Origin of the sequence: Psychrobacter sp. YGAH215 (assembly GCF_007280595.1) — a bacterium.
GTDB classification, from domain to species: domain Bacteria; phylum Pseudomonadota; class Gammaproteobacteria; order Pseudomonadales; family Moraxellaceae; genus Psychrobacter; species Psychrobacter faecalis.
The window spans coordinates 1-16,027 of sequence record NZ_VKLR01000006.1; the positions used below are offsets into that span (position 1 = coordinate 1).

10 protein-coding genes are annotated in these 16,027 nt (G+C 44.0%); 1 reads left to right on the top strand and 9 read right to left on the bottom strand.

Going from position 1 to position 16,027, the window contains the following annotated elements:
- From FOR85_RS02680 to epmB, 8 genes are all read right to left on the bottom strand, one after another.
- Positions 1 to 2,238: ESPR domain-containing protein (locus tag FOR85_RS02680; RefSeq protein ID WP_263390472.1), on the bottom strand; the 2,238-nt coding region annotated here is incomplete at its 3' end.
- Between the two features lie 514 nt (positions 2,239 to 2,752).
- On the bottom strand, positions 2,753 to 4,993 hold the full coding sequence (locus FOR85_RS02685) for a DUF3488 and transglutaminase-like domain-containing protein (RefSeq protein ID WP_144296600.1): 2,241 nt from the start codon (positions 4,991 to 4,993) through the stop codon (positions 2,753 to 2,755).
- Positions 4,990 to 6,078: a hypothetical protein gene (locus FOR85_RS02690; protein WP_144296601.1), complete on the bottom strand. Its 1,089-nt coding sequence runs from the start codon at positions 6,076 to 6,078 to the stop codon at positions 4,990 to 4,992. Before FOR85_RS02690 ends, FOR85_RS02685 begins: the two co-directional genes overlap by 4 nt.
- Before the next feature lie 35 nt (positions 6,079 to 6,113).
- Entirely contained in the window at positions 6,114 to 7,073 is a 960-nt protein-coding gene (locus FOR85_RS02695; RefSeq protein WP_223808479.1) for a MoxR family ATPase, read from the bottom strand.
- An 84-nt stretch (positions 7,074 to 7,157) separates the two neighbouring features.
- Positions 7,158 to 7,613, bottom strand: a complete 456-nt coding sequence (locus tag FOR85_RS02700; protein ID WP_144296603.1) for a cytochrome c family protein — start codon at positions 7,611 to 7,613, stop codon at positions 7,158 to 7,160.
- 164 nt (positions 7,614 to 7,777) lie between these two features.
- Complete coding sequence (locus tag FOR85_RS02705) at positions 7,778 to 9,886, bottom strand: EAL domain-containing protein (RefSeq protein ID WP_144296604.1); 2,109 nt, start codon at positions 9,884 to 9,886, stop codon at positions 7,778 to 7,780.
- 190 nt (positions 9,887 to 10,076) lie between these two features.
- Positions 10,077 to 11,945 (bottom strand): hypothetical protein, encoded by a 1,869-nt coding sequence (locus FOR85_RS02710; protein WP_144296605.1) that lies wholly within the window; start codon positions 11,943 to 11,945, stop codon positions 10,077 to 10,079.
- Positions 11,946 to 12,359: 414 nt separating this feature from the next.
- Positions 12,360 to 13,367 (bottom strand): EF-P beta-lysylation protein EpmB, encoded by a 1,008-nt coding sequence (epmB, locus tag FOR85_RS02715; RefSeq protein ID WP_144296606.1) that lies wholly within the window; start codon positions 13,365 to 13,367, stop codon positions 12,360 to 12,362.
- A 173-nt stretch (positions 13,368 to 13,540) separates the two neighbouring features.
- On the opposite strand from epmB, the gene efp reads away from it, so the two are divergent.
- A complete protein-coding gene (gene efp, locus FOR85_RS02720) occupies positions 13,541 to 14,113 on the top strand; it encodes an elongation factor P (RefSeq protein ID WP_144296607.1) in 573 nt (190 codons plus the stop codon).
- A gap of 83 nt (positions 14,114 to 14,196) precedes the next feature.
- Here efp and FOR85_RS02725 read toward each other — a convergent pair whose 3' ends face one another.
- Positions 14,197 to 16,011, bottom strand: coding sequence for a GAF domain-containing hybrid sensor histidine kinase/response regulator (locus FOR85_RS02725; RefSeq protein ID WP_223808480.1), 1,815 nt, complete (start codon positions 16,009 to 16,011; stop codon positions 14,197 to 14,199).
- Between the last annotated feature and the right edge of the window lie 16 nt (positions 16,012 to 16,027).

Consider the following 16,027-nt stretch of genomic DNA (forward strand, 5'->3'; position numbering starts at 1 on the left):
TTTGTCCAACTGATAACTTGGGGCTGTGATGGCGCCCGTCGTCGCGTTGTAAGTTGCACCGCCACCTAAGTGGCTTGCAATAGAACCCGCCGTAGTATTCAGCTGACCGCCATTGATGGCGTCTTTACTGCCACTCGTGGTCGCACCGTTAGCCACATTCACAATCTTCTGACTGTTTGCATCAAAGCCATTGGCTTTTACTTGACCGGTAAACGTTGGGGCATCAACAATCTGAATGTCAACCTTGCCATCAGTGATCACTGTTTTAATGTTGGCATTGCTTGAAGTCGCTGTAGTAGCAGCGCCACCACTGATGTTCAGCGTGCTGCCAAGTTTTTGCTGACTACCATTTGTACCGGTGTCGCTAAGCACATTACCTGTAAAGGTTAACTCTTTGTTCGCTTGGGTATTCGCAGCTGAAATAGCACCGTCAATGGTGCTCGCACCTGTACCGCCAATGTTGGTAGACGTCACAACACCGTTCACATCAACAGCCGCTGCGCCGCCAAGTAATGTCTTGTTGCTTTGTGCGATGTTATTAAGCTGGCTACCATTGATGGCTTCCGTGCTGTTTGTAGCAATACTGCCAGCAGCAACGTTACGAAGTTTAGTAGTTCTAGTGGTGCTGCCATCGGCACTGCGGATACTAGTGATGATATCTGCATTCGCAACTGCTGTACCTGTACCAGCAGCGTTGTCAAAGAACGCGCTACCAACTTTATAAACTTGTGTACCGTCCGCTTTGGTATATACCACAGGGGCAGTGTTGGTCACGCCATTAGTCGCAGCTTGTAATTGTCCGACGTTTGCAGCATCTGTAAGTTCGGTACCAATAGCTAAACCACTAATTTTTTTATTATTTAAATTAGCGCCACCGTTTAATGTGGCAACACCAGCGACAGTTAGAGCCCCCCCAGTATTTAAAGAACCCGCACTCATAGCTCCAGTAGAAGTTACCGTAGTGAAGCTTGGATTACTTGAGGTAGCGATAGTAATATCATTACCACTGCGAGTGATCTCTACATTACTACCATTTTTGAACTTAACAGTATCACTAGATTTGACAGCTGATGCCGTATCATTGTTAGCTTGTATTTTAAATGTTTGATTCGTTAATGTGTTTAACTGAGCAACGTTGACTGCGTCAGAATCATTAGTACCGGCTGCTAATCCTGTTAATTGGCGAGTAATGCCAGTAGCACTATCTCCTAATGCTACTGCTGCACGAGTAGAAACCCATACATTTGATGTTTTATTTGTTGCGCCACCTGTAGAAGGGTCAAAACCTTTAATACCGGCAGCAGTATTAGCGACAGAGCCAGTACCAATAGCAACGCCACCTGCTATATTTGCTTTTGCGCCCGATCCAATAGCCGTAGCGTTAGCAGCAGCAGTTGATTGACTCCCAATAGACGTTGCATTCTCACCTGACGCATTAGCACCTGTTGTTGGGGTACTACCAGAGCCAATAGCAATAGAGTTTAATCCACTAGATTTTGAGTTAATCCCTAAAGCAACAGAACCCACCCCAGAAGCACTAGAGACGGCACCGATTGCCAATGCCCCTTTTTCTGTAGCTTTTGAATTAACACCTAATGCTACAGATGCCGCTCCTTCAGCCAGTGATGTCATACCTAGAGCCGTTGAAAAGTCACCTTTAGCAAGTGCTTGCACCCCAAATGCTGAAGCTCCTGCACCCTCACCTGATGTACCTCGGTAACTACCACCAGAAACATTACCTCTAATTAACCTAACACCCGTAATCTCTTGGTATGCATCATTTTTTGTTACATTATCAGCAATTTTATCAATATCATCGCCACCAATTGCTACTGATGAGTTACCAGAAGCACGAGTGTTTGCGCCTAACGCCACTGATTGGTCACCTGAAGCTGAAGATAAATGCCCAATAGCAATACTCTCTCTGGTAGCAGGAGTAGTCGTACCACTGATAGCACCACTACCTATTGCAATACCATCAGCAGCTCTTACTGCCCCTCCACCAGCATCATAGTTTGCTGCTATCGCCTGCATACTAAAACCAGCCGCGATCATACCAGTACATAACGCACTCCAACGCAAAATATTCGTGCCACTTGCAACTACGCTACCACTAGTCACTGTTGTACTTGAAGTAACAGCACCACTAGATGACTTGCCACGACTTTTTGCATATTCTGCAACGGCCATAAAACAATTTAATGAGGCATTCCAAATAACTTTGTAATTACGGTTCATACTGAATTTCCCTGTCTTCATTAAAAGATGAATAGCTTAGTGGTTATGGCGGAACATAGATGAGCACAAACTACTAGTACGCTAAACTGCTATATCTAAAAATTACTTAATCAAGATTTAAAAGCCTATAAATATTTAGAACTTTTGTTTATTACATTTTAATACATATATATACAAAAGCACAACGTCACTCATCTTAGTATTAGAACCGTTCATCAGGTTTTTCAGTAAGATAGAATTTATTTATTCAAATAATATATTCTTGTAAATAAATATATTGAAAATAGCATTCTATTAACAAAGGTAGGCAATATAGAACTAAAATTTATATTAGATATATAACTAAACAGTCATTCACCTCCTAGCTTAAATAAACCTCAAAAACAACTTTTTTTTGATAGCGTAAATCTCCCGTTTAAATTTAGTTAGTTATGATGGATGAAAAAAAGCCCCAATCTTATGATTAGGGCCTCTTTGTATAATTTAAGTGATTAAGTGGTTCTTTTAAAATTATTTAAAACAATTCACTTGTCTCTTTCTTGAGCTGTTTAAGCACCGTTTGATATTCGCTATCGCTGGTTGCAAGTGTGCTTAAACGGCCATAGCGTAGCTTGCGATAGTGTTGTTGAATCTGCTCAATTTTTACTTGGACAGTTTTTGAGTCACCACTAGCAGTTAGCTTACTGACATTACTATGCTTGCTACTATTTTGACCACTGCCATCATCGATTGCGCTTGCCAAACGCGCAAGCCAAGCCAATTGGCCTTCGCTATCATCACGAGCAAGCGACTTATCCGCTTTAGCGATGCGTTTTGAGAGTTGGGCAAGTGGCAGGTCTGCTGGATGCCAACGTTTGCGGCGACGCTGCCAGATAACAAACACAAGAATCGCCATAACGCTAATGGCACTTACTGCCAACCAAGTGATTTGCTGCATGATTGAGCGAATATTAAACCATTTGAGCAATGAGTCAGCTTGCTTATCCTGATCATAACCAACGACGTCTTTTTGCCAATAGTAGCTCGCTTGGTCTGATAGACGGCGTAAGGTTTGCAGCATTTGATACTGCTGATAGCTGATTTGTGCCCCAGCACCATCGCCAAACATTGTCGCTCCTCGCGCCTGTGTCAGCGCATCCATGCCTTGCTCGACGCGCTCAGGGGCTACAAAAGCTGTCGGATCGACACGTACCCAGCCTTGACCGTCAAGCCAGACTTCTGTCCAAGCGTGCGCATCCATTTGCCGTACTTCCCAAACGTTACCGTTACGGCTAGGCTCACCGCCTTGATAGCCTGCCACTACTCGCGCAGGAATACCAGCAGCGCGCAGCATAAAGGTAAAGCTAGAAGAATAATGCTCACAAAATCCCGCTTTGGTGTCAAATAAAAACTCGTCAATACGGTTGGTATTTAAACGTGGCGGTGATAGCGTATAGCGAAATTCGGTTTGGTTTATCCAGCGCTCGATTGCCTGTATATAGCGCACGGGATCCGAGCCAGACTGGGCAAATAACTGCTGCGCCAGTAGGCGTGCTTGCGGATTACCGCTACTTGGCAATGCAAGATTAAGACGGCGCGACTCATCAGACAGTACAGGGTCGATACGCATCGGCGCAAACTGCAAGACATCGTAGCGCAGCTGCTGGGTAACCGGCTGATCTTTTTTTAAGGTAAAATTTGAGGTAATACTGATATCTTGCTGCTGAGCAAAAGGATAATCCAGGCCAAATAGCCAGTTTTGCTGCGTCGGCTCTAAGATAATTTGATATCGATTCGGGGTAGTTTTCACCTCATCAGGAACGGTCGCTAAGGCATTCGCTATCCAATTTGGCATTTGCGGGGCGGGTTGCCATTCTCGTTGCTGCGGACTGGGACGCCATGTGACCCCATCAAAATTACTAAAAACCAAACCACGCCAATAAAGCTGCTGCTGTGGCGGGCGCTTATCTGAAAACTCTACCCGAAAAGCTAGCTCAGTCGACTGACCCAAATTGGCAAAGTCGCCGGGCGACATACTGTCAGAGACACCTGTAGTCGCTTGCTGACCTGAGAGCTGTACTGACCATAGTGGCGGCAAGCGTGGAAAGAATAAAAACAGCACGACCAACAGCGGCAATGCGCCAATACCCAGCACGCCCAAAGTACGCAGGCGACCATCACCGCGAGTATTGCCATCATCGTTAAGCGCAATAAATGCTAACAATACAATGACCGCGCCGATGATTACCTCTACTGTCGTCACGATACCTTGATCCATCAAAAACAGTGAAGCAAGGACAAACAAAGATAAATTGAGCACCACATAAGCATCACGGCGCTTGTACAATTCCCACAGCTTACTGATAAGGCACAGTACTAAAAATGCCACACCCATATCCAGTCCAAATGCCGTGTTATAGGTCAGCCATAAACCTACTAGCCCAAGTAAAAAGCCAAGCATTTGCATGCTTTGATAAACGCGCTTTAAATGCGTCAGTTTTTTAAACTTAGCTTTAATACACGGTAGTTGGGCAATGATACTGACCAGCGCAAAACCTATGAGCCATAACGGCAAGTGCGCTGCATGCGGTAAAATAACGATAACTTGCGCAATCAATACCCAATAATAGGCTGGCAAGGCAAGTAGCTTGCGAGTCCATTTATGATGGCTGCTCACGCCATTAGGGGCACTGATATTTTGCCCCAATGCCAATTGCGCAAAGTTCGCAGGATTTATCTGTGTCTCACTTGCAGCATGGTGTTTGAAGTTGTTCATGGTGCTTTTGCCAACCTTAACAAGCATGCTTGTGCAAGCGCCTCACCTTCGCCCATCGTTGCAGTAGCATGCTTATTAACCGTTATCTCATTGGGTAAGCGCATGTTAAATGGGACGCCAAGTTCACCCAATGTCAGCACCCCGTACGCCATTTGCGCCAGTTTTTGTTCATGCTGCGCCGCTGGCATATCAGTATAGTCTAAGGTTTGCTCATGGCCAACAGGATCAGCGAAATGCTTGGTAAACATCCCTTGGCCGCGCGCCACGTGACCCCAAGAAACGCGTGCTAACGACTCGCCTTCGATATAGTTATCAAGCCGCTCGAAGTCGTCTTGACCTTGGCGATATTGCCCGCCTATCGGCAAATCCTCCGGACTGGCAATGGCATATTGTGCTTGCCAGTCAAATACTTCAGGTTTTGGGTAAACCCACGCGCTACGGGCGAAATAGACATATGACCATGCGCGCATAATCCCTAAGGGGTAAACGGTTTTTATTTTTAATCTTGGTAGTTGCAACTGCCCACGACGATAAGTCTGCACCGGCAAACGAATGATTTGCTCGTCTTGTAGGCGCGTGACCAATACTGAGAGCTGACTATCAGCGTAAATCTCATGTTGGTTATCGTTGTTTTTATTGGCTTTTTTATCGGCCTTTTTATGAAGCTTTTGCTCAGTTTGCTCAGAGGCAACTTGATCAAAGGTAAATAATAACTGCCGTCTTGGTCGGCGGCTGTCATTACGCAGCTGCAACGTGACCCAAACAGGCGCACCGGCTTCTGCCATGGTGACATCAAGCAGACGGACTTGCAGACCCGAGATATGTGCAAAGGTCACATGAAAGCTAATGAGCCAGACACTAATGAGATAAAAGCACAGCCCCAATACCAAGTTATTACCATAGTTGATACCAGCGATAAAGGTGATGATTAATAAAACGGCAAACAGCAACCCTTCACGGCTAAAAAAGATATAGACGTTACGCAAATTCAGCGTCGCATTATCGCTTTTGGGCGCACGCGCGGCAAACCAACGGCTTAATAATGATCTAGCTGGTACGGTTAAGGCTTTTGGCAACACACTCATGACTACCCTATCCTTACCATAAAAGATGCAAACAATTAAATAACGACAGCCACGTCTGCCAATATACGTTGAGCGATAGTTTGTGTGACTTGTCCGCCAGTCACGTGTGCAGGCACGAAACGCTGACCAAGACGATGGTCAGTGACCGCCGCAAACACCGCTTGAATATCTTCGGGCGTCACTTCCATATGTCCCGATACATAAGCATATGCTTGCGCCGCACGCTGTAGTGATAGCACACCACGCGGTGATAAACCATGATAATCAAAGCTTGCACGCGTTTTTGCAACCAGTCTTTGCAGATAATCGAGCACCACATCGGCGACATAAACCTGCTTGACGCCTTGCTGCGCTAATAGGACCGCCTCGGTATCTAGTACGGCGCCAAGCTGTTTTAATAGCTCACGGCGATTTTGTCCCTTTAACAGCTCGCGCTCAGCGGCAGGCGATGGATAACCAAGTGACAAACACAATAAAAAACGATCTAGCTGCGATTCAGGCAGCGGATAGACGCCCGCTTGCTGCAAAGGGTTTTGGGTAGCAATGACAAAAAATGGCTGCGGCAATGGATAGGTTTGACCATCTTGCGTCACTTGCCGCTCTTCCATGGCTTCTAATAACGCGCTTTGGGTTTTAGGGCTAGAGCGATTGATCTCATCGGCGAGTAACAACTGCGTAAAGATAGGGCCGGGACGAAACTCGAATTGCTGCTGACTTTGGTCAAAAATACTCATACCCAAGATATCTGCTGGCAGCATATCATTGGTAAATTGCACGCGGCTAAAGCTCAACCCAAGCAATTGCGCCAAGCCTTGCGCCAACGTCGTTTTACCCATACCTGGCAGATCTTGCAACAACAAGTGCCCGCCTGCCAAAATACCACTGAGCGCCAGTTTAACCACCTCGGGTTTATCTAGCACTATTTGATTTAATTGCGCCATTAACTGAGCAATTTTTTGCTGATTATGGCGATAGTCATTGGTGGCTTGGTTCATTATCGATTCTTGGCTCATTTTTTAATGAAATAGGTTTAAAAAAGAATACTTCTCTGTCAGGTATTTCTCAATCAGGCGTTGCTGCTATTTTGTTTCATCAACTGTTGGTACCGGTGCCCGCAGCGTAGATAAATAGGCAATCACATCGGCACGCTCCTTACTATCGGGCATCGGATCTGACAGCATTTTTGAGTCGGGCATGGCTTTTTCAGCATCAGCGATATAAGTATCAAGCGTCTTAGCATCCCATACCCAACCTGATGCCGCAAGCCCTTCGCTATAGGTATAATCTTCTAGCTCGGCGGCTTTTGCGCCATAAATATTCATCAGCTGCGGCCCTTTTTTATTGAGTCCAGGGTTGAGCTGATGACACTGACCACAAGCATCTTGGTATATCAGCGCGCCGTTGTCGGCATCGCCCTCAGTATAAAGCGGCAGCGTGACCGGATCTCGATAATCAGGCGGTGTTTTTTCACAAGCGGTGAGCAATAGCATAGCGGCACATACAGCGCCTAATGAGTATTTTTTGATAATAGACATGGTGGAATAATCTTAAATTGAGGAGCAGAGGCTATGTATGCGCCTACCTTCACCATAATACAAGATAAAAAGGATAAACAAACATAACGCTGCGTAGAAGTATATATCGTTGCTAACCGTTAAATATGGGTTATGTGGTAAAAATAAAAATTAGTTACCTAGACTTAACTCTCGCTTGCCACTTTTATGGTATTACTAGGTGCTTCTAAATAATAACCCTGTAAGTAGCGTGCGCCCACGCTCCACGCGACTGACATGGTCGCCGCATCTTCAATATATGGCATCAAGACATCAACGCTAATTTCATTGGTACGCATGATGAGCGACTTAACCGTTTCTAAATTCTCTGGGTTATCAAGGCTATCGACATAATTGCGGGCTAAGCGCACCATATCAGGCTGCACAAAATTGGCCAGCTCAACCGATTTAGCAGACGAGCCAAAATTATTAATACCCAGCTGACAGTTTACTTGGTTAAGCGTTTTAAATTGCGATTTTGCGACAGTCAAATGATCGGCAATGTCTTTTTCGTTAAACTGTAAGGTTAACGCGCCCGCTTTGCCACCAACAGCATTGATGAGTTGACTAGCGACGCTCGGCAGTTTTTTATCTATCAACGACGCATTGGTCAGTTGTACCAATAACCTTGCATCTGGATGGGATTTACGCACGTCATTGATTTTTTTACAGGCATTGATCAATATCCAGCGGTCAATTTTTTCAAGGAGCTTGTGCGCTTTGGCCACCGCCATAAACTGGTCGGGGGTCAATACTGTATTATTTGCATCCGCTAGTGGCAAACGCAGATATACCTCAAAGAAATCACTACGATCATGATTGATATCATATATGGGCTGGAAAGACAGCTCAAAGCGATTATTAGCAATGGCATCGACTAAAGACTCAGCCAAAGCATGATCATCACTATTGGCATGTTCACTGGCGTCATACAGATGGTATGTATCGCCATGATTGGAGGTTTCAATCATAATTTGATTGATAGCATCCAGTGCCCGCTCGAGCAACACTCTTGGTTCAGGCGTATTTTTTTCTATTTTTACGATCGCAATACTTGCTGTGGTACTTGTCGTCCGTTTATCTACCTCGATTAGCATGTCACTAATGGTCGAGCCAATTTTCTTAGCCAATTTCTCAAGCGCAGCGGTATTTTGATTTTCTACCAAGATAGTAAAAGCGGTATCGCTAAAGCGACTCACATGGCTGTTTCCCTCTATCTCATTTGTCATTAGCTCATCTAAGGCATACGCGACTTGCTGCACGGTGGTATCAACACCTTGTAAACCCAAGCTGCTTCTAATCTTACCCACATTATCGAGTTGAATATAAAATAATCCTGCCGTCAAAGCGCCTTGTTTTGCTTGCTCATACACTTTAGTCAGCTGCAATTCAAAACCGAGGCGATTATCAATACCTGTTAAGCTATCTTTACGTTCGGCTGCTGCCAAACGCTTGGCAACGTCGGCGCTGTTGGCATTATTTTGCTGAATAATAATTTGGGTAACGGGCTCGCCATCAAGGGTCGCGACTGCAAGCTGTAATTTTGCTTCAAAGGTACTGCCATCGGTACGTTTGCTTTCAAAATTAAACTCAACGTCTTTGCGGTTGCCTTTATCGAATTGACGTAAAAACTGCTTAAAGGCTTTGATATTGTCACCGCCCGCTATCAAATCAATCACCGGTATGCCAATAATGTCATTCATTGACTCAAAACCAAACAACTGCAAATACGGGTCATTGGCAAAAATATGAATACCTTGATCGATATAAGCAACGGCACTTTTAGAGTTTTTAATCAGCACATTGGCGCGCTGCTCTGCTTCAGAGATGACATGCTGTAAAGTTTTAAGCTGTTGACGACTGCGTAGGTTGTCATGGAGCAAACAAATCGCCATGACTACTGCCATTTCTTGATCGGCGCTCAGCGCTTTGACCATTGTGCCATTTAAAATAGAAGGTAAGCCCGCTTCGTTATGAGCGTTGACTATCGTATCTTTATTTATCAAACAAACCGATGGCAAATCAATACCTTGCTCTTGAACAATACCGACCACCTCGGTAAAGTTCATATCATAAGCTTGCCCAAACACCAAGGTATCCCACGGCTGGCGTAACGCCTTTAGCAACTCCTCTTTATCATCTAAAAACCCTAAGTTCACACTATCATAATATGAACCTAGCAAGTCAACGATACGCTCAGCATAAAGCTGGTCGTCGTCGATTACTAATAAGTTTAGGATAGACTGAGTACGCATAAGAAGCCTTTTAAATGGTAGTAGCGATTTTTTCATTATAAACAATAATGTAATCGACTGCTGCTTAAGTTACAACCTCAAGGCGATGTTATAAACACTTAAACAAACTTAAACCAAACATGCTTAACCTATGATCAATTCTTAAGTATTGATCGTCCTAAACTTATCTAAGCTATTAATAGATAACTATTTAAAGTTGTACCACTTCATATTGGCTAAACTCGTCGTTCATCATTAAACGCCGTACCAAGCGCAATGTTTTTTGTTTGCTATCAATACGCATCATGACTTTATCTCCTACTTGAAAATGGGAAGTCGGCACGATCAAACTACAAACAGCCTGTAATTGCTCATCGCCCCCAACGACAAGCGCTGGTACAAAATGCCGACTGCGATTGTCTCTATTGTGCAGACGAATACCACAGGCGATGAGCTGATGACCCAGTACTTGCCAATCAATTTCAGGCTTTTCGTTATCCATCTCGCGCCAGCGTACCACCCCTATTGACCAGTCAGGTGACGCTGATTGATGAGGACGACATAATAAGAACAGACTCATAATACGCAGTGATGGCGGTTTAATAGAATCTAGCACGTCATTATTAGCAATACTTGCTATATCTTTTATACCTTTAGGACTATAGTCTTTTTCGAGGGTATCATTTGTCTCTCTGCTTTTTATTGATGCCTCAGGGCCAAAAAATGAATGAACGTTTTTGCACGCCATATGCTCAGCCGTTGCCACTGGTTCTTTTGGTTTGGGCAATAATCGCAAGGTACGAAGAACAGAAAAATCGTCATTATTGACAGCGCCATCATTAAATCTACCGTCAAATGTCTCTACCGCTAACCCTTTATCGTTGGCATGTTTTTTTGGCAAGGTATCGTAGCGGGGTTGCTGATAATCTGGCAGCACTTTAGCAACAATCAAACTTGATAAGCTTTGCTGGTTACTGACGCGGTAATGAATGTCATTGAATCCCGTGATGACGTGAGCCTCTTGTTTGGCACTTTGCTTGATGGCTAGTGTCAAGCGAGGCTGGATATAGCGATAGCTTAATGTCATGGCAACCGTGTTAAGCAAGCAATATTCAGCGCCTTCTCGACCTTCCTCGATAAGTGTGTCCCTACGCGATTTTAAATGAGCGACCAGCGGTGCTAACTCGATAAATACACAATCATGATGGGCATCATAAGGATTGATCGCACAATGGGCGGTCAAATACGTCGGTGCGCTGTCACTATTTAAATTGACGAACACCTTTGTCTCCGTCTGCGGCTCTACCGTTATAATAAGGTGTTCACTCCACTCTAATAGCAAACGCTGTACCATCAATATATTGGCTCGGCGCATGGCACGCACGTTTAACAAGCTATGCAAACATAACTGAGCATATAGCTGATGGATAGTATCCGCACAGTGGGTGGGGATATAAGCACTGACATCAATATTAACTGTCCGCTGTTGGCAAGCCATATAGTAGAGCTGATTAATATTAAACCATAAGGACGCTGTAGGCTTTTGATAGCAAAGCGCTTCTTCAAACAGTAACTTTTGATACATCAGCAGCGTCTGATAGGTTGCAATGGCCAAAGTAATCGGCGAGGATTTGTCATTGATAAAATAGCGCTGCCACAGATTGATGGCTGATTGCGACTCATTATCTGCTAAAAAAGCAATTTCTTGCTTTATAACACCGTCGTAACCCATAATCATTAAATAGTACAGCGACTTCACTTGTGCCACATAATCCAACTGATAAGCGTTGAAAGCCTGCGTCTCATAGATATAATGCTGGCGCAGCAGCGCAATCAGCTGATTGGCCGCATTCAGCACAATATTAAATAGCGTCAGGCGTTGTCGATCATCTATATTTGCCGTGCGCAATTCTGTGAGCACTTTTTCTAATTGCTCTATTTGCTGCATCTCTGTTTGCAGGGGCAACAGCGCAGCCCATTTGCGCAAATGCTGCTCATCGCTATTAAACGATCTAGGCAATGGTTGCGATAAGGGCGCATTCGTTGTTAAATACTGCTGAAATGTCGATAAATTTACCATTACTATCCTTAGTAATTGCGTAGGCTATCAATAGAAGTCTATCTCTAGAATTTACCTTTATAGACGACGACACTTAAGTACAAACCACTCGGGCACAAACTATTTAGGCATAGATCTCAAATTGACTGCTCACTGACCACTTTATGAGTTTGACTCAGAGTACTTTAACAGTGCCTATTTATGAGAATTTTTAAACTTATCACTAAAAATTACTATTAATAATAATTGGTGGTGTGTCAAAAAGTATGCTGATTAAAATTTGAACAATTTTTGAAGCCTTGAAAGCCCTATAAAATCAGAGAACTTAGCATAGATTTTTTATTGATTTTTATCGCCAGCATACTTTTTAGAACACAACCTAATAATTTAATCGTTATTTGTCTACTAAAATTCTGATGTACCATATTACCTATTTTAAGTTTCATTGTAAATATCAATCGGTACTTTAAAGGGTTTATTCGGTAGTTCGCGCACCAATTTTGGCACTAAATAACCAGGTAATACTGCCAGTAACGACCAATAAAGCGCAATAGCAGCTTGCTCGTCACTATCAAAATGGGCAGCACCAGCTACCTTATCCAACACGTGTAGATAATAAGGCAGGACGCCAGCAGCAAACAAGCGCTGACTCAATGCCGTTTGCACCGTCACGCTATCATTGATACCCTTTAACAGTACCGCTTGGTTTAATAAAGTGACGCCCGCTGCGCGCGCACGCTGCAAATACTCAGCGGTCAGCGCATCAATCTCATTGGCATGATTACAATGAATCACCATCACGATTTGGCAGCGACTTTGCGACAGTCTTTCTAATAGCGCCTCATCTAAACGCGCTGGAATGACCAATGGCAAACGGGTATGCAGCCTGATGGTGGTCAGTTGCGGAATCGCCTCTAAGGTATCGAGCCAAGCAAATAAGCGTCTGTTGGTAACATTTAACGGGTCACCGCCGCTTAAAATCACCTCGTTAATCTCAGAATGGGCGCTAATATAATTGATAATATGCTCTTTGGCATCGGCGGTTGGCATATTGGCGCTATAGTCAAAATGCTGACGAAAACAGTAACGACAATGGATGGCGCAAGCACCCGTAATGGTTAATAAGACTCTTGATTGGTATTTATGCAGTAAACCTTTCACCGGATTGTGCGTATTCTCGCTTAAAGGGTCTGCCACATAACCGGTCACAGCAATTTGTTCTTGTTTATTGGGAAATACTTGTTTAAGCAAAGGGTCATCAACGTCACCAACCGTCATTTTTGCCACAAAACCGCGCGGTACACGCAGCACAAAATGTTCAGGTATATAGACCTCTGAGCGCAATGATTCAAGCTTTAGTAGCTCAAGCAGCTCATCAATAGAGGTTATCGCTTCGGATAATTGCGTTTGCCAGTTTTTTTGTGTGATTAAATGGTTTATCATGACAACCTTATACCTGTGCCCAAAAGCCGCTATTATACGCTCTTAGTACGTCTGCTATCAAAGCATACGAATTATTCATAAACCTCGAGCGTCATAGACAGCTTTAGCACAGCAAGGCGCAAACCCCACATCCAATTATTGATGACAATACTTACAACCCTTAGGAGTCTTCCGTGGCAAGTTTTTCTACTAACGAATTTAAAGCTGGTCTCAAAGTCATGCTCGATGGCAACCCGTATGCCATTCTTGAGAATGAGTTTGTCAAACCGGGTAAGGGGCAAGCCTTTAACCGTGTCAAAATGCGCAACTTACGCAGTGGTCGCGTGCTCGAGCAGACGTTTAAATCAGGCGATAGCTTGGAAGCGGCGGATGTGCTAGACACTGAAATGAACTATCTTTATAACGATGGTGAATTTTGGCACTTTATGCACCCCGAAAGTTTTGAGCAATTACAAGCCGACAAAACCGCGATTGGTGATGCGCTAAAATGGCTAAAAGAAAACAGTAACGCGCTTTGCACCATCACTCTATTCAATGGTGTGCCGTTATCTATAACGCCGCCTAACTTTGTTGAACTGCAAATTACTGAAACCGATCCAGGTGTGCGCGGAGATACGTCAGGTGGTGGCGGCAAACCTGCAACCCTAGAGACAGGTGCTGTGGTACGTGTACCGTTATTTGTCCAGCAAGGTGAAGTGGTTCGTGTTGACACCCGTACTGGTGATTACCAAACGCGCGTTAACTAAGCGTCTTTATCTCGTTTAAAAAAAGCTTAACCGCTATTAGGGGTTAAGCTTTTTTAATGTCAAATGCTTTTTAGATGAGGAAATTATTCTTCCATCGATTGCTTATACATCAGCCAGTATTGCACCAAGGCATTAAGCTGCTCTTGTTTAAAGGGTTTGGTGCAATAATCCTGCATACCGACATCAAGATATTTTTTACGCTCACCATCCATCGCATTGGCGGTCAAGGCGATGATAGGCGGCAATGCTTGCGGGTCATAAAGCTCATGCAGTTTAATCGTCGCTTGTACACCATCCATAATCGGCATGTGATGATCCATCAAAATGACATCATACTGCTCAGGATTTAACGAAAAAACCTCTATGGCTTGTTGTCCATCCGTGACGTGAGTGACCGTATGACCGCTATTGTTCAGTGCTTTTTTAGCAATCATGGCATTGACGCTATCATCTTCAACCAGCAATATATGACCAATAAGCTCATGACTTGGTTCTGTCATACCAAAGTCGTTTGAGTCTTGCCAGTTCTCGTAATGTGCTTCATCGATAGGAGGTAGCGGCAATAATACGGTAAAGGTCGTACCAATACCAACGGCACTATCTACTTCGATATAGCCGCCCATCAGCTCTACCAAAGATTTACAAACTGACAGACCTAGACCTGTTCCACCATAAAGGCGATGAGTCGATTTATTGGCTTGATCATAAGCATCAAATATCGCCTCTAAAGATTCTGGCTTGATACCGACACCGGTATCTGTAACCTCAATACAGAGCGTCATGTCTTGATGATTAACCGAACCACTATCATCAGTATTATAATGAGACGCTTGCTCTACTTGTAGCTCATGACTGCATATAGACTTATGATTACCGTATTTATCCTCATAAGGGTTGTTTTCCATGTGTTTAACGTCAATGGTTACCCGTCCGCCTTCACGGGTAAATTTGATCGCGTTATTGACCAAATTCACCATGATTTGTTTGATGCGTACCGGATCACCCTTGATATAAGGCGATAATGCCTCGGTATAATGATAATCTAACGTCAAACCTCGCTGACGGGCTTTGACCGCAAATAAACTCACCACTTCATTACAAAGGCTCGATATATTCATCGGTATTGAATCGATGGTCATTTTGCCCGACTCAACCTTTGATAAATCTAAAATACCGTTAATAATCGCCAATAAGTGCTCGTTTGAGACTTTAATATTATCGACGTACTCTTGTTGTTCAGCGCTCAGCTTAGTCTCAGCGAGCATCTCAACCATACCAATGATGCCATTCATCGGCGTACGTATTTCGTGGCTCATGTTGGCCAGAAACTCTGACTTCATCTCATTAGCATGCTTGGCATGGCGCTGCTGGTCTTGAAGTTTCAAAGCATCGGCAGCCATCGCAGCAAACTGCGCCAATATATCTGCATCCTTTTCGGTAAAATCGTGGTGCGCTTGCATATCCATCAAACATAAAGAACCCAAACGATAGGTCTTGCCATCTTCTTGCATAATAATCGGCGCGCCAGCATAAAAACGCAAATATGGCGCTTCTGTCACCAACGGGTTTTGACTAAAGCGACTGTCCTCTGTCAAATCTGGCAGTACCAAAACCTCATCCGACAGGACAGTATAATTACAAATAGCGACTTTGCGTGACGTTGTACAAATACCATCAAGTCCGTGTACCGATTTTAAATACTGGGTTTCCTCATCCATAAAAGTAATGGCTACGACTGGTATATTAAAAAACAATTTCGCAAGCTCGGTTAAACGCGCAAAAGCAGGTTCTTCATTATTGTTGAGTACCTGATATTTTTTGAGTTTATTAATACGCTCAGCGTCTTCCACAGCAACAGGATAACGATAACCAATTTCTGGCGAGTTAGATGTAGACAAAATGGACTCCATTAAT

Coding starts and splice junctions, on each gene's coding strand:
- FOR85_RS02685 (WP_144296600.1), bottom strand. CDS start 4,993: ATGAACAACTTCAAACACCATGCTGCAAGTGAGACACAGATAAATCCT.
- FOR85_RS02690 (WP_144296601.1), bottom strand. CDS start 6,078: ATGAGTGTGTTGCCAAAAGCCTTAACCGTACCAGCTAGATCATTATTA.
- FOR85_RS02695 (WP_223808479.1), bottom strand. CDS start 7,073: ATGAACCAAGCCACCAATGACTATCGCCATAATCAGCAAAAAATTGCT.
- FOR85_RS02700 (WP_144296603.1), bottom strand. CDS start 7,613: ATGTCTATTATCAAAAAATACTCATTAGGCGCTGTATGTGCCGCTATG.
- FOR85_RS02705 (WP_144296604.1), bottom strand. CDS start 9,886: ATGCGTACTCAGTCTATCCTAAACTTATTAGTAATCGACGACGACCAG.
- FOR85_RS02710 (WP_144296605.1), bottom strand. CDS start 11,945: ATGGTAAATTTATCGACATTTCAGCAGTATTTAACAACGAATGCGCCC.
- epmB (WP_144296606.1), bottom strand. CDS start 13,367: ATGATAAACCATTTAATCACACAAAAAAACTGGCAAACGCAATTATCC.